General features: G+C 63.8%; 16 protein-coding genes and 1 pseudogene. 8 read left to right on the forward strand and 9 right to left on the reverse strand.

Going from position 1 to position 19,381, the window contains the following annotated elements; translation table 11 throughout:
• Window positions 1-11 precede the first annotated feature (11 nt).
• From BMW76_RS28080 to BMW76_RS28095, 4 genes are all read right to left on the reverse strand, one after another.
• Window positions 12-467, reverse strand: a complete 456-nt coding sequence (locus BMW76_RS28080; protein ID WP_090871183.1) for a MarR family winged helix-turn-helix transcriptional regulator — start codon at window positions 465-467, stop codon at window positions 12-14.
• Window positions 468-620: 153 nt separating this feature from the next.
• Entirely contained in the window at window positions 621-1,433 is an 813-nt protein-coding gene (locus tag BMW76_RS28085) for a BPSS1780 family membrane protein (protein ID WP_090871185.1), read from the reverse strand.
• Window positions 1,424-2,419, reverse strand: coding sequence for a homoserine kinase (locus BMW76_RS28090; RefSeq protein WP_090871187.1), 996 nt, complete (start codon window positions 2,417-2,419; stop codon window positions 1,424-1,426). The genes BMW76_RS28085 and BMW76_RS28090 overlap by 10 nt, the downstream gene beginning before the upstream one ends.
• 248 nt (window positions 2,420-2,667) lie before the next feature.
• Complete coding sequence (locus BMW76_RS28095; RefSeq protein ID WP_090871189.1) at window positions 2,668-3,075, reverse strand: hypothetical protein; 408 nt, start codon at window positions 3,073-3,075, stop codon at window positions 2,668-2,670.
• A gap of 244 nt (window positions 3,076-3,319) precedes the next feature.
• Here BMW76_RS28095 and BMW76_RS28100 point away from each other — a divergent pair, with 244 nt between their 5' ends.
• A complete protein-coding gene (locus tag BMW76_RS28100; protein WP_090871191.1) occupies window positions 3,320-4,846 on the forward strand; it encodes an AMP nucleosidase in 1,527 nt (508 codons plus the stop codon).
• 58 nt (window positions 4,847-4,904) lie between these two features.
• Here BMW76_RS28100 and BMW76_RS28105 read toward each other — a convergent pair whose 3' ends face one another.
• Window positions 4,905-5,438 carry a chromate transporter gene (locus BMW76_RS28105; protein ID WP_090871194.1) on the reverse strand — a complete coding sequence of 178 codons (534 nt, stop codon included), beginning with the start codon at window positions 5,436-5,438 and terminating at the stop codon, window positions 4,905-4,907.
• Window positions 5,435-6,043 carry a chromate transporter gene (locus tag BMW76_RS28110; protein ID WP_090871237.1) on the reverse strand — a complete coding sequence of 203 codons (609 nt, stop codon included), beginning with the start codon at window positions 6,041-6,043 and terminating at the stop codon, window positions 5,435-5,437. The genes BMW76_RS28105 and BMW76_RS28110 overlap by 4 nt, the downstream gene beginning before the upstream one ends.
• Window positions 6,044-6,141: 98 nt before the next feature.
• Between BMW76_RS28110 and BMW76_RS28115 the strand changes: the two genes are divergently transcribed.
• Entirely contained in the window at window positions 6,142-7,113 is a 972-nt protein-coding gene (locus tag BMW76_RS28115) for a transcriptional regulator GcvA (RefSeq protein WP_090871196.1), read from the forward strand.
• Window positions 7,114-7,164: 51 nt separating this feature from the next.
• Here BMW76_RS28115 and BMW76_RS28120 read toward each other — a convergent pair whose 3' ends face one another.
• Entirely contained in the window at window positions 7,165-7,908 is a 744-nt protein-coding gene (locus BMW76_RS28120) for an LOG family protein (protein ID WP_087735609.1), read from the reverse strand.
• A 1-nt stretch (window position 7,909) separates the two neighbouring features.
• Between BMW76_RS28120 and polA the strand changes: the two genes are divergently transcribed.
• The 3 genes and pseudogenes from polA to BMW76_RS28135 all read left to right on the forward strand — a co-directional run bounded on the left by polA (window position 7,910) and on the right by BMW76_RS28135 (window position 13,384).
• Entirely contained in the window at window positions 7,910-10,657 is a 2,748-nt protein-coding gene (gene polA, locus BMW76_RS28125) for a DNA polymerase I (protein ID WP_090871198.1), read from the forward strand.
• Window positions 10,658-10,916: 259 nt separating this feature from the next.
• A complete protein-coding gene (locus BMW76_RS28130; protein WP_090871200.1) occupies window positions 10,917-12,266 on the forward strand; it encodes an NAD(P)/FAD-dependent oxidoreductase in 1,350 nt (449 codons plus the stop codon).
• Window positions 12,267-12,512: 246 nt separating this feature from the next.
• Window positions 12,513-13,384, forward strand: a pseudogene (locus BMW76_RS28135) (dienelactone hydrolase family protein).
• A 295-nt stretch (window positions 13,385-13,679) separates the two neighbouring features.
• Here BMW76_RS28135 and BMW76_RS28140 read toward each other — a convergent pair.
• Both BMW76_RS28140 and BMW76_RS28145 read right to left on the reverse strand, forming a co-directional pair.
• A complete protein-coding gene (locus BMW76_RS28140) occupies window positions 13,680-14,549 on the reverse strand; it encodes a sulfurtransferase (RefSeq protein ID WP_090871202.1) in 870 nt (289 codons plus the stop codon).
• A 110-nt stretch (window positions 14,550-14,659) separates the two neighbouring features.
• On the reverse strand, window positions 14,660-15,766 hold the full coding sequence (locus tag BMW76_RS28145; protein ID WP_090871204.1) for an aromatic ring-hydroxylating oxygenase subunit alpha: 1,107 nt from the start codon (window positions 15,764-15,766) through the stop codon (window positions 14,660-14,662).
• Between the two features lie 286 nt (window positions 15,767-16,052).
• Between BMW76_RS28145 and BMW76_RS28150 the strand changes: the two genes are divergently transcribed.
• The 3 genes from BMW76_RS28150 to dxs all read left to right on the forward strand — a co-directional run bounded on the left by BMW76_RS28150 (window position 16,053) and on the right by dxs (window position 19,243).
• On the forward strand, window positions 16,053-16,370 hold the full coding sequence (locus BMW76_RS28150) for an exodeoxyribonuclease VII small subunit (protein WP_177200521.1): 318 nt from the start codon (window positions 16,053-16,055) through the stop codon (window positions 16,368-16,370).
• Entirely contained in the window at window positions 16,367-17,248 is an 882-nt protein-coding gene (locus BMW76_RS28155) for a polyprenyl synthetase family protein (protein ID WP_090871206.1), read from the forward strand. Before BMW76_RS28150 ends, BMW76_RS28155 begins: the two co-directional genes overlap by 4 nt.
• A 96-nt stretch (window positions 17,249-17,344) precedes the next feature.
• Entirely contained in the window at window positions 17,345-19,243 is a 1,899-nt protein-coding gene (gene dxs / locus BMW76_RS28160; protein ID WP_090871208.1) for a 1-deoxy-D-xylulose-5-phosphate synthase, read from the forward strand.
• Window positions 19,244-19,381 lie beyond the last annotated feature (138 nt).

Genomic DNA, 19,381 nt, shown 5'->3' on the forward strand with positions numbered 1-19,381 from the left:
GACCCGCGTTTTCAGTAGCGTTCGAGGTAGTCGTTCAAGGTGCCGCGCAATTGCGTCAGATCATCGCGTAGCCGCGTGAGGAACTCAGGCGTTTGCTGGGTCGCGCAAAAGATCGCGCCCGGCACATCGCGTGCAGTGCGCTTGAGCGCGACGCCCGATTTTGTCAGCCGGATAAAGACGAGCCGTTCGTCCTCGGTGCCGCGCAAGCGCTCGATATAGCCTTGCGCTTCGAGCCGCTTGAGCAGCGGCGTGACCGTCGCCGAATCCAGATTCAGGCGCACGGCGATGTCCTTCACGGTGACATCGTCGCTTTCCCACAGGATCAGCATCGTCAGATATTGAGGGTACGTGAGCCCAAGCCGGTCGAGAATCGGCTTGTACGCTTTGGTCATCGCAAGGGACGTCGAGTAGAGCGCGAAGCAGAGCTGCTCATCGAGCGTGACGGGAAAAGCGGTGCGCTGGGTCATGTGCGTTCCCTGAAGCAAAGCGTGCGAATGGATTGCGTGCAAACTATTGTGCCGCAAAACACGGCACGACGGATCGATGCAAACGGACGGGAAATCCGCGCCGCATGGCAGCGGCGCAGGTTCGAAGAAAGCCGGCTCTTGCGAAGGCGGCTGCTAGGAAGACGGCGAAGAAGGCGCAGGCGGCAGCGGCTGTCCGGGCGATTGCACGCCGAAGCAGCCGCGATAGGTTGCATAGAACGAGCAGTAGAGCATCGTCGTGACGATGATCGACGCGGGCATCAGGATCACGAGCGCGAGGTCGCCCGCACCGATCGCCTGCAGCAGCGCGGACAGTCCGAGCGACACCGTCGTCGCGACGGCGAACCACAGCGCGCCGTACACGGCGAACGCGCCGCGATTTCGCCAGCAACTGACGATGCTGAAGAACATCGCCTTGATGGTCGGCACATCGTGCCATGCGGTGAGGATCGGCGCGAACCAGAACAACATCGCGACGGGCACATAGAATGCGAGCGCCGTCAGCACGGCCAACGGAATATCGCTGTTGGCGATGGCTTCCGGCTGCATCGACTCGCCGCTGACCATCAGATGCAGCAGCACGCCGCCGTCCGCAAGCGCGGAGCCCAGCATCACAATGGTCATCGCGATGATGTAGAGCACGCCGAGCAGCAGCAGGCGCTTCGCGACCTGGCTGCCGTACGAGCGGAAGCCGTCGACGAGTATGGTGGGCAGCACCGGCTTGCCCGCAATCGTGTCGCGGCACGCCGCCATGAAGCCGACCGCGATGCCCGGAATTAGCATGAGCGGCAGCACGCCGCCGACGATGGGGATCAGCGAAATGGCCGTCATCGCGAGCAGATATGCGAAAAACAGCGTGAGAAACGCAAGCGGGTTCTTGCGAAAGAGCCAGATTCCTTGCCGGAACCATACGTAGCCGGTTTTCGCCGGGACTTCGATCAGTTGCATGAGCTGTGAATGCCAGGGAGGGCGACGCCAGCGAGGCGCTCGCGAAGAATGCGCTCGAAATGACCCGGATCGTGTGGCTTGAGCAGTTCGGCGGCGCGCGGCATATGGAAATCATACAGGCGAGACACCCAGAAGCGATACGCTCCCGCGCGCAACATGTCGCCCCAGTGCCGGTTTTCGGCGGGAGTGAACGGGCGCACGGTCTGATACGCGCGCAGCAACGCTTCGACGCGCGCTTCGTCGAGCTTGCCCGTGGCGAGATCGACGCACCAGTCGTTGACCGTCACGGCGACGTCGAAGAGCCACTTGTCGCAGCCCGCGAAATAGAAATCGAAGAAGCCGCCGAGCGCAACTTCATGATGCGTATCGGGCGCCGCGTGCGCGAACAGTACGTTGTCGCGGAACAGATCGCAATGGCATGGACCCTCCGGCAGCGACGCATAATCCGCCGACGCAAAAAACGCCTGCTGATGCGCGAGTTCTTCCGTGAGCAGCGTGCGTTGCGCATCGGTGACGAACGGCACGATGCTCGGCACCGTTTCCTGCCACCACGGCAGGCTGCGCAGATTCGGCTGATGATGCGGGAAATCGCGGCCCGCCAGATGCAGTCGCGCGAGCATCTGGCCCACTTCGATGCAATGCGCGACGCCGGGCGCGAGCTCCGGCGCGCCGTCGAGCTTCGTGACGATCGTCGCGGGCTTGCCGTCGAGCATGCCGAACAGCGCGCCGTCGTCGCGCGGCATCGGGTCCGGCACGGGCACGCGATGCGACGCCAGGTGGCGCATCAGGTCCAGATAGAACGGCAATTGCCCTGCCGTCAGCTTTTCGAAAATGGTGAGGACGTACTCGCCGCGCGTGGTCGTCAGAAAGAAATTGCTGTTCTCGATTCCGGATGTGATGCCGCGAAAGTCGACGACTTCGCCGAGATCGTAGTGGCGCATCCAGTCTGCGAGCTGGGCTTCGGTGACAGCGGTGAAAACGGCCATGCGTGGGGCGTCGAATCAGGTTGTTCGGCTGGCGCGATGCCAGTGTGAGCCGGGGCAAGCGGGTTGAAAACGTCGTTGCCTTCGTGGTGCGTCTTTGTGACGGGCGCCGGATGCGATGTTCACCGGCGCCTATCGGCCTTAAGCAGGCTTGCAACAGGCTTGAAACAGGCTTGAAACAGACTTGAAGCGGGTTTGAAGCAGGCCGGCGCGCGTCGCCGCGAGTGGGCGCACGCGCAGGCTTGCGTCGATCAGTAATGCAGGTTCACGGACGGCAGGCGCGCGGGCGGCTTGCCGGATTCGTAGACCTTCGGCGACGTGTCGGTGGGCGCGCTCATCTGGTAGCGCGTGCCGAAGTTCGAGCGCACGTTGATCTCAACGGGCTTGCCCTTGTCGCGGTATTCGGTGATTTCGGTGCCATTGCTGCTGCGCTCGTAGAAGCTCGGCGTACGCGGCGTGTTGATCTCGACCTTCGAGCTCACCTCGGCCGCGGGACGGTTGATCGCTCTCAGATCCGGCAGGCCCGCGCGTTCGTTGGCTTCGGCTTGTGCGTCTGCGGCCGCCTGCGCGTCTTTCGCGGATGGGGCAGGCTGGGCAGCCATCGCCACGCCGCTGACGGCGAGCGCCAGCGCAACTGCGGCGGGGAAGAGCGGCTTCATGATGTTTCTCCGATTAGGTGGCCCGATTCTAGCAAATCCAGTGCTGCTCACGGGCATGAGCAGCGGGCGATAGCCTTATTTTGCGCGCTTCTCGCACGGCACGCGCGGCACATGTGTGAGGCGTCGCGCAAGCGGCGCAATCATGCGTGCGTGTGATCGCACAGGCGGCTCATGTGCAGGCGCGCGCACATCAGAAAGCGCGGGTTCCGTGGTAATGTCGTTGCATCAATCGAGGCGACCGAAGATGAACTACGATACCAATCAACGCGCGGTGCACATGCCCGCTAACGCGTTCCCGACCGAGGCCTTCGACGACGCCGCCGATGCCGTCACGCGCCTGTCCGCCATCTATGAAGCGAACACATCGTTCCTGCGCGATGCGTTTGCGCGTTTCCGGCGCAACGAGCCGTTCGACCGTCGCGTGCGCGCGTGCTATCCGTTCGTGCGCGTGCGCACGGATACGAACACGCATGTCGATTCGCGCCGCTCGTATGGCTTCGTCGCGGGTCCGGGCGTGTTCGAAACCACGGTGACGCGGCCCGATCTGTTCGGCAATTACTATCGCGAGCAATTGCGCCTGCTGGTGAAGAACCATCATGTGGCCGTCGAAGTGGGCGTATCGGATCAGCCGATCCCCATTCACTTCGCTTTCGCCGAGGGCATCCACCTCGAAGGCGATCTGGATCGCGAGCGTCTGCTCTCGATGCGCGACGTATTCGACCCGCCCGACCTCGCGTTGCTCGACGACCGCATCGTCAACGGCACCTACGAGCCGATGCCCGGCGAGCCGCATCCGCTTGCGCTCTTCACGGCGGCGCGCGTCGACTTTTCGCTGCATCGGCTCAAGCACTACACGGCGACGTCGCCCACGCACTGCCAGAACTACGTGCTGTACACGAACTATCAGTTCTATATCGACGAGTTCGTGAAGCTCGGCCGCACGATGATGGCGAAGACTGACGACGCCGATCTGCGCGCATACCGCAGCGAGTACACGTCGTTCGTCGAGCCGGGCGACGTGATCACGTACAACGCGAATATCGGCGAGCAGGAAGACGAAGGCACGGCGCCGCCGCGCCTGCCGCAGATGCCCGCGTATCACCTCAAGCGCGCGGACGGCAGCGGCATCACGATGATCAACATCGGCGTCGGCCCGTCGAACGCGAAGACCATTACCGATCACATCGCGGTGCTGCGCCCGCATGCATGGATCATGCTCGGCCATTGCGCAGGTCTGCGCAACACGCAGCGTCTCGGCGACTACGTGCTCGCGCACGGCTATGTGCGCGAGGATCACGTGCTCGACGACGACTTGCCGCTGTGGGTGCCGATTCCTGCCCTCGCCGAAGTACAGGTCGCGCTGGAGCGCGCCGTCGCGCAGGTCACGCAGCTCGACGGCGCCGAACTCAAGCGCGTGATGCGCACGGGCACGGTCGCGAGCGTCGATAACCGCAACTGGGAGCTGCGCGATCATCGCGAGCCCGTGCAGCGCCTGTCGCAAAGCCGCGCGATCGCGCTCGACATGGAAAGCGCGACGATCGCCGCGAACGGCTTCCGTTTCCGCGTGCCGTACGGGACGCTGCTGTGCGTGTCCGACAAGCCGCTGCACGGCGAACTGAAGCTGCCCGGCATGGCCGACCAGTTCTATCGCGCGCAGGTCGACCAGCATTTGCAAATCGGCGTGAAGGCGATGGAGATTCTGCGCACCAACGGCCTGCACAAGCTGCACAGTCGCAAGCTGCGCAGCTTCGCCGAGGTGGCGTTCCAGTAGTAGCGTTTCGGCAGTAGCGTTTCGCAATAGCGTTTGCGGTAGCGCGTGTAAGCGCTTGTCAGCCGACGAACGGGAGTCCGGCGAGCCCTGCGAGCGCGCCGGCTCCGAGCAGCCACAACGGATGAATGCGTGTCCTGAACGCGAGCACTGCGCATGTGCCCGTGATGGCCCACGCGAGCCACGACGTGTCCGACGTCTGCGCGATCAGAACGGCGCTCGCCGCGACGAGACCCGCCGTCACGGGCACGAGTCCCTTCTGCGCGATGCGCCGCCACGGGCGGTCCTTGAAGCGGTTCCACGCGTGCATCGCAAGCAGCGTGACGACCGAAGACGGTCCGAACTTCGCGAGCGAGGTCACGAGCATCCCGGCCCAGCCCGCCACATGCCAGCCGACGAGCGTCACGACCATCATGTTCGGTCCAGGCGCGGCCTGGGCGAGCGCGAAGAGCGCGCTGAATTCGCTGGCGGGCATCCAGTGATGCACCTCGACGACCTGCCGCTGCATCTCCGGCAAGATGGTGTTGCCGCCGCCGAACGCGAGCAGCGACAACTGGCTGAAGATGACGGCGAGCGCGATCAACGTATCGGTCATTTCGATGCCTCGTTCTGGCGTGCCGATGTTGCGGCGGCATCGGCTTTTGCCACGCGCGACGCCATGTAGATGCTGAGCGGCGTCAACACGATCATCGTCGGCAGCAGCGGAAAGCGCAGCAACGCGATCGCGACGAAGCCCAGCGCGGCGATCGTCGCGGCCCTCGGGTCGTGGCGCAGCGGCAGCAGAATCTTGACGGCCATCGCGATCAGCAGACCGGCGGCGGCCGCCGCGAGTCCGGCGAAAAGATGCCTGATGTGCGGATCGTTCTGCGTGCGCTCGTAAATCACGCCCAGTGCGATCACGACGAGCGACGGTCCGGCGATCAAGCCGAGAATGCCCGCCAGCGCCCCATGCAGGCCGCGAAAGCGCATGCCCAGCGCCACCGACAGATTGATCACGTTGCCGCCCGGCAGGAACTGGCACAGCCCGAGCAGATCGGTGAACTCGGCGGCCGTCAGCCAGCGGCGCTGTTCGACGATGGTCCGCCGCGCGAGCGGCAGCGCGCCGCCGAACGACGTCAGGCCGAGGCCCAGAAAGCCCATGAAGATTTCGCGCGTAGTCGGAGCGGGCGCATGCTCCGGCGCGTCGGGGTGCTGATCCATCGCGTTCACCATTCGGTACAAGGCGTGAAGGTTAGCGCCGATTCCGGGCAGCGCAAAACGATTTCTCGGGCACATCCTTGTGATCTAGAATCACAAGGATGAATGCAAGGACGAACCGCAAACTTCCCCCTTTCCCGGCACTGCGCGCCTTCGAAGCCGCGGCGCGGCACAACAGCTTCACGTCCGCCGCGGACGAGCTTCATGTGACGCACGGTGCAATCAGCCGTCAGGTGGCGGCGTTCGAGGCGTGGGTCGGCGTGCAGGTGTTTCATCGTATCGGCAAGCGGGTGCGGCTGACGGAAGACGGCCGCCGCTATCTGTCGACGGTGCAGGCCGCGTTCGACAGCATCGCCGCAGCGACCGACCAGTTGCGCGACACGGGCGTCGTGCACGTGCTGCGCGTGAATGCGCTGCCGACGTTCGCAATGAAGTGGCTATTGCCGCGGCTCTCGCAGTTTCAGCGGATGGCGCCGAACGTCGAGTTGCGGCTGTCGACGTCGAACGCGCCCGTCGAAACGCTCGACAGCTTCGACGTCGCCGTGCGGCGCGGGCCCGCACACTGGCCCAATTGCGCGAGCGGGCAGTTTCTCGAAGAAAGCGAGCTTCCCGTGTGCAGTCCCGTGCTGTTGCAGCGCCTGCCGATTCATACGGCCGACGATCTCGCGCGTCATGTGCTGCTGCATTCGGATACACGGCCGGACGCATGGCAGCACTGGCTGCACGCGGCGGGTGTCACCGCGAAGTGCCGCAAGAAGCAGTCGTTCGATCACTTCTACCTGGCGTTGCAGGCGGCCGTGGATGGCCTGGGCGTCGCGCTCGGACCGACGCCGCTGGTCGACGACGAACTGGCGTCGGGGCGCCTGGTGATGCCGCTGAAAGGACCGCGTATCGGCGCGCGCGGCTATTGGTGGGTCGCGCGGCGCGAAGTGGCGAACGCGCCGATCGTCGGGCAGTTTTGCCGCTGGCTCGAAGCGCAGGCGGCGCAGACGAAAGTGGAAACGGAAGCAGAAGGTACTGCACCGGCAACGACGCGCGGCAATGCGGGCAACGCGCATGCCGCGTCGCGATAGCCGTGATGGCGGACAACGCAACGCACTGTCCGCCATGGATGCATCAGACGATCACAGGTAGAACATCCGGTCTTCGTCCGACTTCACGGGATGCGCTTCCGGCTCTTCGCGCTCTTCATAGAATGCGAGCACGGCTTCGAGCACCTGGTCGGGTTCGTCGATCACCTGCATCAGGTTCATGTCCTCGGGATTGATGAGGCCCATCGGCACCAGTTGCGCTTCGAACCAGCCGAGCAGACCCTTCCAGAACTCCGCGCCGACGAGAATGATGGGCACGTGGCGCGACTTCTTCGTTTGAATCAGCGTGAGCACTTCGGCGAGTTCGTCGAGCGTGCCGAAGCCGCCCGGCATCACGATGACGGCATCCGAGTTCTTCACGAACGTGACCTTGCGCGTGAAGAAATGGCGAAAGCGCAGCGAGATGTCCTGCCACTGGTTGCCCGACTGCTCGTGAGGCAATTCGATGTTCAGGCCGACGGACGGCGCCTTGCCTGCATGCGCACCCTTGTTGGCCGCTTCCATGATGCCGGGGCCGCCGCCGGAGATCACTGCGAAGCCGGCGTCGGAGAGCTTGCGTGCAATCGTGGTGGCCAGTTTGTAGTAGGGCGAGTTCGGTTTCAGACGTGCCGAACCGTAGATGCTCACGGCCGGGCGGATCTCCGACAGGTACTCGGTCGCCTCGATAAACTCTGCCATAATCGTGAACATCTGCCACGATGCGCGGGCCTTCTTGGCTGTTGCGCGCTCTTGATCTGCGAGCGATCGCAGACTCGGAATCACTTTTCTCTTAGTCATAATGCCTGAAGAACAGAACCTGGAAGGTAAGACCCTGCTATTGGTTGACGGTTCGAGTTATCTGTACCGGGCCTACCATGCGATGCCTGATCTGCGCGGTCCAGATGGCGGACCAACAGGTGCGCTCTACGGAATCATCAACATGCTGCGCCGTATGCGCAAGGAAGTTACGGCAGAGTATAGCGCGTGCGTGTTCGATGCCAAAGGCAAGACGTTTCGCGACGACTGGTATCCGCAATACAAGGCACACCGTCCGTCGATGCCCGAAGATCTGGCCAAGCAGATCGACCCGATTCACGTCGCCGTGCGCTCGCTCGGCTGGCCGCTTCTGATGATCGAGGGCGTCGAGGCCGACGACGTGATCGGCACGCTCGCGCGGCGCGCGGAACAGCGCGGCATGAACGTGATCGTATCCACGGGGGACAAGGATCTGGCGCAGCTCGTGACGGATCATGTCACCCTCATCAATACGATGACGAACGAGAAGCTCGACCGCGAAGGCGTCGTTGCGAAGTTCGGCGTGCCGCCCGAGCGCATCGTCGACTATCTGTCGCTGATCGGCGATACCGTCGACAACGTGCCGGGCGTCGAGAAATGCGGCCCGAAAACGGCACTCAAATGGCTCACGCAATTCGAAACCCTCGATGGCATCGTCGCACATGCGAATGAAATCAAAGGTGCGGTAGGAGACAATCTGCGACGCGCGCTCGATTTCCTGCCGATGGCGAAAAAGCTCGTCACGGTCGAAACGGAATGCGATCTGACCGAGCACGTGAACTCGTTCGAAGAGACGCTCGCCACGCGCCCCGAAGCGCGCGAGGACTTGCGCGACATCTTCACGCGTCACGGCTTCAAGACGTGGCTGCGCGAAGTGGAAATCGCCGATGCCGTCGAAGGACCCGAGACGGATGTGCCGCCCGCACCGACCGTCGACGGCGAGCGCGCGCGCGAGTACGACACCGTGCAGAGGTGGGAGCAGCTCGATGCATGGCTCGCGAAGCTCGACGCCGCCGACATCACGTCGTTCGATACGGAGACCACGTCGCTCGATCCGATGACGGCGCAGATCGTCGGCATTTCGATTGCGGTCGAAGCAGGCAAGGCCGCGTATATTCCGCTCGCGCATCGCGGGCCGGATGCGCCCGTGCAATTGCCGCGCGACGAAGTGCTCGCAAAGCTCAAGCCATGGCTCGAAAGCGCGGACAAGAAGAAGGTCGGCCAGCATGTGAAGTACGACGAGCAGGTACTCGCGAACTACGGCATCACGATGAACGGCATCGAGCACGACACGCTATTGCAGTCGTATGTGCTCGAGTCGCATCGTCCGCATGACATGGACAACCTCGCGTTGCGCCATCTCGGCTTCACGACGATCAAGTACGAAGACGTGGCGGGCAAGGGTGCATCGCAGATCGGCTTCGACGAAGTGCCGCTCGACAAGGCCTCCGAATACGCGGCCGAAGATGCCGACATTACGCTGCGGCTGCATCAAGCGCTGTATCCGCAGATCGCTGCGGAAGTGCCGCTCGATCATGTGTATCGCAGCATCGAAGTGCCGACGTCGCGCGTGCTGCGCAAGATGGAGCGCAACGGCGTGCTGATCGACGCGGAAAAGCTGCGCGTGCAGAGCAATGAAATCGCGACGCGTCTCGTCGAACTCGAAAAACAGGCGTATGAACTGGCGGGCGGCGAATTCAATCTCGGCTCGCCGAAGCAGATCGGGCAGATCTTCTTCGAAAGGCTCGAACTGCCCGTCATCAAGAAGACGCCGAGCGGCGCGCCGTCCACCGACGAAGAAGTACTGCAAAAGCTCGCCGAAGATTATCCGCTGCCAAAAATCCTGCTCGAGCATCGAGGGCTGTCGAAGCTGAAGTCGACGTACACGGACAAGCTGCCGCGCATGGTCAACGCGACGACGGGGCGCGTGCATACGAACTATGCGCAGGCCGTCGCGGTGACGGGGCGCCTCGCATCGAACGATCCGAATCTGCAGAACATTCCTGTGCGCACGGGCGAAGGCCGCCGCATCCGCGAAGCGTTCATCGCGCCGCCGGGACACAAGCTCGTGTCGGCGGACTACTCGCAGATCGAGTTGCGGATCATGGCGCATATCTCCGGCGATGAAGCGCTGCTGCGCGCGTTCAAGCAGGGCGAAGACATTCACCGCGCTACGGCATCCGAAGTGTTCAGCGTGACGCCGCTCGAAGTGTCGAACGACCAGCGGCGCATCGCGAAGGTCATCAACTTCGGCCTGATCTACGGGATGAGCTCGTTCGGTCTCGCATCGAACCTGGGCATCACGCGCGATGCCGCGAAGCTCTATATCGACCGCTATTTCGCGCGTTATCCGGGCGTTGCCGCGTACATGGAGAACACGCGTTCGAGCGCAAAGACGAAGGGCTATGTCGAGACCGTGTTCGGCCGGCGTCTTTGGCTGCCCGAGATCAACGGCGGCAACGGACCGCGCCGCCAGGCCGCGGAGCGGGCCGCGATCAATGCGCCGATGCAGGGCACGGCCGCCGATCTGATCAAGATGTCGATGATCGCGGTGCAGAACTGGATCGAGGAGTCGGGCATCGGCACGCGCATGATCATGCAGGTGCACGACGAACTGATTCTCGAAGTGCCGGACGACGAGCTCTCCGATGTCCGCAAGCGCCTGCCGGAACTGATGTGCGGCGTCGCGCAACTGAAGGTGCCGCTCGTCGCAGAAGTGGGCGCGGGCGCGAACTGGGAAGAAGCGCACTGACATGCCAGTCATGTGCGCCACGACATACTGACACAGCATTGTTGCTTCTCCAGGTCAACGGGACAATCAGCGGGACAATGAGCGGGACAGCAAGCGGCAACGTCGTTCGCAAGTCACAGTCGCACATGACGGACTTGTGACTTGTCCCGCTGGTCGCCGACAATCGACAGAACGCGAATAACAAAAAGCAAAAGCGGCCGCACACGCGCGAAGCGAGCCGCATCGACGCACAACTTGTCGTTTCATACGGAGAGTCCTGATGCATCGTTTTGTCGTCGTGGGTGGAGGTGCGGGCGGTCTCGAGCTGGCGACGCGGCTCGGCGACCGTTATGCGCGCAAGAAGAGCAATGGCGTGCCGCTCGCGCAGGTCACGCTGGTCGACCGTTATCCGACGCATATCTGGAAGCCGCTGCTGCATGAAGTGGCAGCGGGCAGCATGGACCCTTTCACGCAGGAACTCGAATATGCGGCGCAGGCGCGCTGGCATGGCTTCGAATTCCAGCAGGGCGAACTGACCGCGCTCGATCGCACCGCGAAACGCATCACGCTCGGCCGCGTGCTCGATGACGACGGCGCCGAGCTTCTTCCCGAACGCGGGCTCGAATACGACACGCTCGTCATCGCGATCGGCAGCACCACGCATTTCTTCGGCGTGAAGGGCGCGCCGGAATATTCGCTTGCGCTCGACACCGTCCAGCAGGCCGAGCGCTTTCGCAAGCGCCTCATTGCCGCCTGCATGCGCGCCGAGCATCAGGCGCACGAGCCTGTCGAGTCGAATCCCGGCACGCATGCATCGACGGAGCCGCGCATCCAGGTCGCGATCGTCGGCGGCGGCGCAACGGGTGTCGAGCTATCGGCGGAATTGCGCAATACGGCGCAAGTGCTGTCCGCGTACGGGTTGCACAAGCTCGATCCGCGTCATGACGTCGGCATCGTGCTGATCGAAGCGGGGCCGCGCATTTTGCCGGCGCTTCAGGAGCGCGTATCGACGGCGACGGCCGAACTTCTGCAAAAGCTCGGCGTGAAGCTGATGGTGGGCGAGACCGTTGCGGAGGTCGCGCCGGGTCTCGTGCGCACGGCAAGCGGCAAGACCGTGCGCGCCGATCTGACCGTGTGGGCCGCCGGCATCAAGGCGCCGCTCGTATTGAGCCAGCTCGACGGCTTGCCCGTGAACCGGCTCGGCCAGTTGCAGGTGCGCCGCACGTTGCAGACCGAAATCGACGACAACGTGTTTGCGCTCGGCGATTGCGCGGCATGTCCGTGGCCCGGCAACGAGCGCAACGTGCCGCCTCGCGCGCAGGCCGCGCATCAGCAGGCGAGCTTTCTGTTGCGCGCGTTCGGCAATAGGCTCGAAAGCCGGCCGCTGCCCGAGTTCACCTATCGCGACTTCGGCTCGCTGGTGTCGCTTGGGCACTTTAGCGCCGTCGGCAATCTGATGGGCGGCGTGATCGGCGGCAACATGCTGATCGAAGGGCTCTTCGCGCGCTTCATGTACATGTCGCTGTACCGGCTGCACATCGCGGCGCTGCATGGCTACGCGCGGATGGTGCTCGATACGTTCGCGCACTGGTTGCGGCGCACTACGCTGCCGCGCGTGAAGCTGCACTGATCGTCGGTCGATGCTTCTGCAACGGAATGCGCTTTGCGCGTATGCTTGTCCGCGGGAGTTGGCGCTTTAGCTGTCGGCTGGAGTTAGTGCTTTAGCACTTACTGCGGCCCCATGCAGAGCACTTACTCCCGTCCCATGCAGGGCGGTCGATCGGAGTTGGCTTGAATGCCTACTCTCCCGTCTCCTGCAAAAACGTTGCTTGCCTTCCTTGCCGTTCACCCTTGTCATTTCACCAAGGAGCACCGCATGCTGAAGCCAGAAGTCGACAGTCTCGTTCCCCACGTGCCCTTCGATCGGCGTACCTTCATCAAGGCGGCGCTCGGCAGCGGCTTTGCGGCGTGCGTGCTGCCCGTGTCCGCGCAGACCATCCACACCGATAGCGAAGGGCTCGATGCGGGCGAGGTCGGCATCCACTCGGGCGATACGCTGGTGCCCGCGTACCGCGCGCAGCCGAAGGGCAAGACGCATCTGCCCGTGATCATCGTGATCCATGAGATCTTCGGCGTGCACGAGCATATCGCGGATGTCTGCCGACGCTTCGCAAAGCAGGGCTATCTGGCCGTCGCGCCGAACCTGTACGTACGCCAGGGCGATCCGACAAAGTATCCGTCGATGCAGCAGCTCAACGAGGAGGTCGTGAGCAAGGTGCCCGATGCCCAGGTGCTCGCCGATCTCGACGCGACCTTCAAGTGGGCCGGCCAGCACGGCGGCGACGTGAACCGGGTTGGGGTCAACGGCTTCTGCTGGGGCGGACGCATTACGTGGCTGTACGCGGAACACAATCCGCGGCTGAAGGCGGCCGTCGCGTGGTATGGGCGCGTGGTCGGCGATCAGACGCCGATGACGCCCGCCAATCCGATCGACCGCGTATCGGATCTACAGGTGCCCGTGCTCGGGCTGTATGGGCGGAGGACCAGAGCATTCCCCAAGATTCGCTGGAAAAGATGAAGCAGGCGATCGCGCAAGGGCCGCAGGCGGGGCGGGGGGCGCAGTTCGTCGTCTACGACGACGCGGGGCATGCGTTTTTTGCCGACTATCGGCCGAGTTACCGGCAGGCCGATGCCGAGGATGGCTGGAAGCGGGCGCTCGCGTGGTTCAGGCAGCATGGCGTCGGCTGATTGTGCTGTTGCGTCACAAGTGCGGATTTCACGCGATCGTGTTGCGGCCGCATTGCGGTAACGTTGAATTCCTTTGCAAGTCGGTTTGATGCTGTTGCCGCGGGCTGTCCGGTCGTCTTTTACAGCCGTGACAAAGTTGTTTCCAAAAGGTATTCAGTGCGGACTTCGGGTCCGCTCTTTCCGCTTGCTCGTCGGACTGTGCTCGCCTTGGGTGCGGGCGCGCCGCGCAGATACTGGCGACGCGCCTCGCTGACCAAGGCAAAAGCGCCGTGGTCAGCGAACGGCTAGCGATGGATCAAGGATTGGCGCCCGTCGCCACCGGCCGCGCCGGATCGGAACTCCATTCGCTCCACGACCCCGGATACAGCGCTGCGCCGTGCAGTCCCGCAACCTCCATCGCGAGTGCGTTGTGGCACGCGGTGACGCCCGAGCCGCATTGCAGCACGACGTGCTCGGCGGCTACGCCCGGGATGACGGCGCTGAATTCGTCACGCAGTGTATGCGCCGACTTGAAGCGGCCGTCCGCGGTCAGGTTGTCCTTGAAGTAGCGGTTGCGCGCGCCCGGAATGTGGCCGCCGACGCGGTCCAGCGTTTCATTCTCGCCGCGATAGCGGTCCGCGGCGCGCGCGTCGATCAGCACGCGCTCACGCGTGCCGAGGTTGCGCTCGACGGCCTGCGCGTCGACGGTCACGGCAAGCGGGGCGCCCGCCTTGAAGTCGCCCGTGACTTTGGGCGGCGCGTCCTGCGTCAACGGCTGGCCAGCCGCTTGCCACGCCGGAAGCCCACCGTCGAGCAGCGCGACGGAATCGTGACCCAGCCAGCGCAGCAGCCACCACAGACGCGCGGCGTACATGCCGCCCTGCTCGTCGTAGGCAACCACCTGCTGGCCTTGCTTGAGGCCGAGTTCGGCGAGACGGTCGACGAGCTTCTGACGATCCGGCAACGGGTGGCGCCCATTGGTGCCCGTCTTCGGGCCCGACAGATCGCGGTCGAGGTGCAGATAGTGCGCGTGTGGCAGATGGCCCGCCGCGTAGGCCTTTTCGCCGGCGTCGGTGTCGGCGAGATCGAAGCGGCAATCGGCGATGAAGACGCTGCCCGGCGCGGCAGCCAGACGTTCAGCGAGATTATCGGCCGAGATCAGCGTGGTGTAGTGAGTGTGTGGCATGACGGCTCCTGAGAGACTGGCATCGGCAGCGCCGAACGATATGGGTAGTCTAAACAAAAAAAGACGGGCCGAAGCCCGTCTTCCTTTGCCGATAGCCGACCGACGAATGCTCAGACCGTGCCGAGCTGGCGCCGCAGAAACTCGTGGAAGTGCTGCATGCCGTCTTCCATCGGGCTCTGATACGGACCGACCTGCGATTCGCCGCGCTCCAGCAGCGCGCGGCGTCCGGCATCCATGCGCTCGGCGATTTCGTCGTCTTCACGCGCCGTTTCCATGTAGGCGGCGCGCTCGGCCTCGACGAAGTCACGCTCGAACAGCGCGATTTCCTCAGGGTAATAGAATTCGACGACGTTGGTCGTCTTCTGCGGACCGCGCGGAATCAGCCACGACACGACGAGCACATGCGGATACCACTCGATCATGATGCCCGGGTAGTACACCATCCAGATCGCGCCGAACTCCGGCATCTTGCCTTCGCGGTAACGCAACACTTCGTCGTGCCACTTGCGGTACGTCGGGCTGCCCGGACGCGCGAGCTCGTTGTGCACGCCGACCGTCTGAACGCTGTACCACTCGCCGAACTCCCACTTCAGGTCGTCGCAATTGACGAAGCTGCCGAGGCCGGGATGGAACGGCACGACGTGGTAGTCCTCCAGATAGACCTCGATGAAGGTCTTCCAGTTGTAGTCGCACTCGTGCACTTCGACGTGATCGAACATGTAGTCCGCGAAGTCGAAGTGTTTCGCCGTGCCGAGACGCGCGAGATCTTTCGCGACATCGCGGCCCTGTGATTCGAACAGCAGGCCGTTCCAGCTTTGCAACGGCGTGGCCCCGAGGTTGAGGCAGGGATTGTCGGCGAAATGCGGCGCGCCGAGCAGCTGACCGTTCAGATCGTACGTCCAGCGATGCAGGGGACAGACGATGTTCTCCGTCTGCCCGCGGCCGTTCAGCATGATCGCCTGGCGGTGCCGGCACACGTTCGACAGCAGTTCGATTTGCGACTGCTGATTGCGAACGAGCACGCGCCCCTCGCTTTCGCCTGGCAAGGCAAAATAGTTTCCCGCTTCGGGAACCATGAGTTCGTGCCCGACGTAGCGAGGACCTTTCTTGAAGAGTATTTCGAGTTCGCGCTGGTGAAGCGCCTGGTCAAAGTAAGCCGTGACTGGCAGCTGGCTGTGGATAGCCTTCAGCTGCAATGCATTGCTCAGATTGGACATTCCCACTCCCGATGAAGACGTGAAAGCAGTGAACAACCCAACCATCGAAGATTCGATTTAGGGAGCCCGCGATTATACCCGTTTCCCCCTCCTTGGGGCGCTTAAGTACCTGATTTGGGTTAAAAATGTCGTCGAAGTTCGCGATTTGTGGCGCGAAACGCTGGATTTTTTTCTGCCGACAGAAGTGTTGCGCAAGCGTCGCGCCTGCCCCGATTGGTGCGCTTACAGGTCGAGAAGGTTCCTTTTGCCGTAGAATGTCCGACTTGTTTTAATTTTGCGACGATTCATGGCGAAGACCGCACCGACCGAGACGACGGGTTTGTCCCCCGCCAGCGCCGAAGGTTCCGACCAGACCCCGCTGCCCGAGAGCTACGAGGCGGCGCTGGCTGAGCTGGAAGGGCTCGTCGGGAGGATGGAAGGCGGCAGCCTCAACCTGGAAGAGTCGCTGGCAGCTTATCGGCGCGGCGCCGCGCTCGTGGCATTCTGCCAGCAGCAACTCGAAAAGGTGGAGCAGCAGGTGCGCGTCCTGGATGGCGAGACGCTCAAGCCGCTTCCCGTGAACACAGCAGGTACAACCGCTGCCGACAGCGGAGACGATCTATGACATTCGAACAATGGATGCGCTCGGTGCTGGACCGCGTAGAGAGCGCACTCGAACAATACTTGCCGGCGACGTCGACGGAGCCTGCAAAGCTGCATGAAGCGATGCGCTATGCCGTACTTGGCGGCGGCAAGCGGGTGCGCCCGCTGCTGTGCCACGCGGCGGGCGAGCTGACGGACGCGAAGGCCGGGAGCCTCGAAGCGGCGTCGGCGGCGCTCGAAATGATCCACGTCTATTCGCTCGTTCACGATGACATGCCGTGCATGGACGACGACGAACTGCGCCGCGGCAAGCCCACCGTGCACGTCAAGTATGACGAAGCGACGGCGCTGCTGGTCGGCGACGCGCTGCAGTCGCAAGCTTTCGTTGCGCTGACATCGGATGTGCTCGCGCCCGCGCAGCAGGCCGCGCTGGTGCGCGAACTGGCGCTCGCGAGCGGCTCGGTCGGCATGGCGGGCGGCCAGGCGATCGATCTCGCAAGCGTCGGACAAACGCTGACGCGCCCGCAGCTCGAAACGATGCACCGCCTGAAGACGGGCGCGCTGCTGCGCGCGGCCGTCCGGATGGGGGCACTGACGGGTGGAACGCCCGATGCAAACACGCTGCAGGCGCTCGACGCCTATTCGGCTGCCGTCGGCCTTGCGTTTCAGGTCGTCGACGACATTCTCGACGTCACGACGGATTCCGCGACGCTCGGCAAGACGGCCGGCAAGGACGCAAAGGACGGCAAGCCGACCTATGTGTCGATCATTGGGCTCGACGCGTCGCGCGCGCTGGCTGCGCAACTGCGCAGCGACGCGCACGATGCCCTTGCTCCCTTCGGCGCCCGCGCACAGCGGCTCGCCGAGCTGGCTGATCTCGTGGTGAACCGGGTCAGCTGAAGTGGCTGTAACGCGAAAGCCCGCCGCCCGCACAAGCGTATTCGGGTGTGCGCGAACGAAGTGCGGGCGCGTAAGTTTTCCTACAATGGAACGACGATGTACGACTTGCTGAAAACCATTGACGACCCCGCGGACCTGCGCCGCCTCGATCGCCGCCAGTTGCAACCGCTTGCCGACGAGTTGCGTGCCTTCGTGCTCGACAGCGTATCGCAGACGGGCGGCCACCTGTCGTCCAATCTCGGTACGGTCGAACTGACAATCGCGCTGCACTACGTGTTCGACACGCCGCGCGACCGCATCGTCTGGGATGTGGGTCATCAGACCTATCCTCACAAGATCCTGACGGGCCGCCGCGACCAGATGTCGACGCTGCGCCAGCTCGGCGGCATCTCGGGCTTCCCGCGCCGCGACGAGTCGCCATACGACACGTTCGGCACCGCGCACTCGAGCACGTCGATTTCGGCGGCGCTCGGCATGGCGATCGGCAGCAAGCTGCGCGGCGAAGACCGCTTCGCGATCGCCGTGATCGGCGACGGCGCGATGACGGCGGGCATGGCCTTCGAGGCGATGAACAACGCCGGCGTCGAAGACGACGTGCCGCTGCTCGTCATCCTCAACGACAACGACATGTCGATTTCGCCGCCCGTGGGCGCGCTGAATCGCCATCTTGCGCGTCTGATGTCGGGCCGCTTCTACGCAGCGGCGCGCGCGGGCGTCGAACGCGTGCTGCGCCACGCGCCGCCCGTGCTCGACCTCGCGCGCAAGCTCGAAGAACACGCGAAGGGCATGATCGTCCCGGCCACGCTGTTCGAAGAGTTCGGCTTCAACTACATCGGACCGATCGACGGCCACGATCTCGATTCGCTGATCCCGACGCTGCTGAATATCAAGGAATTGCGCGGCCCGCAATTCCTGCACGTCGTCACGAAAAAAGGCCAAGGCTACAAGCTCGCCGAGGCCGATCCCGTGCTGTACCACGGTCCTGGCAAGTTCAATCCGGCCGAAGGCATCAAGCCGTCGACGACGCCCGCCAAGAAGACCTATACGCAGGTCTTCGGCGAATGGCTGTGCGACGCGGCGGAACTCGATTCGCGCGTGGTCGGCATCACGCCCGCGATGCGCGAAGGCTCGGGCATGGTCGAATTCGAAAAGCGCTTCCCGGATCGCTACTACGACGTCGGCATCGCCGAGCAGCACGCGGTGACGTTCGCAGGCGGCCTCGCGACGGAAGGGCTGAAGCCCGTCGTCGCGATCTACTCGACGTTCCTGCAACGCGCGTACGACCAGCTGATCCACGACGTCGCGCTGCAGAATCTGCCCGTTGTGTTCGCAATCGATCGCGCTGGCCTCGTCGGCGCGGACGGCGCGACGCACGCGGGCGCCTATGACCTCGCGTTCCTGCGCTGTATCCCGAACATGACGGTGATGGCGGCATCGGACGAAAACGAATGCCGTCAGATGCTGTACACGGCGCTTCAGCAGCCGAACCCGACGGCCGTGCGTTATCCGCGCGGCGCGGGCACGGGGGTCGCGACGGTCAAGCAGATGGCCGCGATTCCGCTCGGCAAGGGCGAAGTGCGCCGCGAGACGTCGCAGCCGGCGGGCAAGCGCATCGCGATTCTCGCGTTCGGCACGATGGTCGCGCCGGCGCTGGCAGCAGCGGAGCAGCTCGACGCGACGGTCGCCAACATGCGTTTCGTGAAGCCGCTCGACGCCGGCCTCGTGCGCGAGCTGGCCGAGAGCCACGACGTGATCGTCACGGTCGAAGAGGGCTGTGTGATGGGCGGCGCGGGCTCCGCGTGCGTGGAAGCCATGATGGAGAGTGGGGTTATCCGGCCCGTACTACAATTGGGGCTTCCCGATCGCTTCATCGATCATGGAGATCCGGCCAAGCTGCTCGCCTCGTGTGGCCTCGATGCCGCGGGTATCGCGAAGTCCATCCGCGAGCGATTTGTGGAGCACGCAAGCGGCAAGTCGGTGAAACGCGTCGCTTAACATGGCGGGCCGCCGGAACGAATAAGCGGCCCGTTGCATCTACTCCAATATGAATCGGCGGGTCGCGTATCCGCTGGGCTCCGCCGGCGCAAGCCGGCGGTTGTCGTTTTGCGCATCGATTCGCGCTGTCAGTTGAGG

Source organism: Paraburkholderia diazotrophica, from assembly GCF_900108945.1.
In the GTDB taxonomy this organism is placed as follows: Bacteria; Pseudomonadota; Gammaproteobacteria; order Burkholderiales; family Burkholderiaceae; genus Paraburkholderia; species Paraburkholderia diazotrophica.